This window comes from Microcystis sp. LEGE 08355, from assembly GCF_015207185.1.
Taxonomy (GTDB): Bacteria; Cyanobacteriota; Cyanobacteriia; order Cyanobacteriales; family Microcystaceae; genus Microcystis; species Microcystis panniformis.
The window spans coordinates 1-1,141 of record NZ_JADEXI010000933.1; the positions used below are offsets into that span (position 1 = coordinate 1).

General features: G+C 40.4%; 1 protein-coding gene and 1 pseudogene. Both read left to right on the plus strand.

What is annotated here, in order from left to right; genetic code table 11:
• Window positions 1-430 precede the first annotated feature (430 nt).
• Window positions 431-898 (plus strand): transposase, encoded by a 468-nt coding sequence (locus IQ242_RS25405; protein ID WP_228021225.1) that lies wholly within the window; start codon window positions 431-433, stop codon window positions 896-898.
• A gap of 112 nt (window positions 899-1,010) precedes the next feature.
• Window positions 1,011-1,141 (plus strand): annotated as a pseudogene (locus tag IQ242_RS26870) (RNA-guided endonuclease TnpB family protein); the annotation flags it as partial.

The window sequence follows — 1,141 nt, forward strand, 5'->3', positions numbered from 1 at the left end:
AGAGAGTCTATCTTTCTCTAAAAAAATGGAGAATCACGTTGGGGAACCCTTTGGTATTTTATCCATGACTACAATGCACAGCAAAGCAAAGGATTAAGCCGCCATCACTACTACCGAATCACCACCCCGAGTCGATGGGCTGCGAGCGTTTCCTATTGCTCGGCATTCCTCCCCCACTAACCCTACGGGTGTAACGGTGGTATTGTAAAGTTTCAATGTAAATATAGTCAGATATAGTCAGGCATAGTAATATATAGACATGAGACGATCAGACTAGGCAAAAAAAGCAGCAATAAGTTATCGAACGGCTTGGAGGTGGTGGAAACAAGGGAATTTAACAGGCTATCAATTGCCTTCTGGTAGGTACAATCATCACAACGGATGACAACCCTTCAAAACCCGACGCTGAGTTAAAAGACAACGGACAATAATGTTAGTAGCCGAAAGACACATTATCAAGAAAGGACATAGATTTTGGGCTGAGATAGATAATTTATCTTGGCAGTCTAAAAATCTCTACAACTCAGCCAATTATTTAATCCGACAAAACTTCATTTATGGTCATGGCTATTTGACCTATAATCAGATGGCCTCTCTGAGGTCAAAGACAGAACAGTATCAAGCTTTACCCGCTAAAGTTTCCCAACAAGTTTTAAGAGGATTAGACAAGAACTGGCCATCATTTTTTGCCGCTTCATCGGAGTTGAAAAGTCACCCCGATAAATTTCTAGGAAAACCCAAAATCCCTGGCTATAAGGAGCCAAAAAAAGGACGAAATCTCTTAGTTTACACGATTCAATCCCTAAGCAAAGTAGGTCTTCGGTACGGATTGGTCAAACTATCACCGGACTTCAATTGCCTTGCCGACAAGAGTAGCGGAGCGCATAGCAGAAGTTAGAATAGTTCCTAAATGTGATTGTTATGTAATCGAGGTAATTTATGAGAAAACCGAACAGTTCTTAGCTCCTAATGAAAAAATAGCTGCGATAGATTTAGGCATAGATAATTTGATGACTGTAACTTCAAATCAACCGGACTTTATCCCTTTGTTGATTAATGGCAGACCGTTAAAAAGCCTGAATCAATTTTATAACCAACGTCGGGCTAAGTTGCCATCTCTGTTAAAAGGTAATCGTCAAAG

Bases quoted from the DNA above. Each gene is read 5' to 3' on its own strand.
- IQ242_RS25405 (WP_228021225.1), top strand. From the start codon at position 431: ATGTTAGTAGCCGAAAGACACATTATCAAGAAAGGACATAGATTTTGG.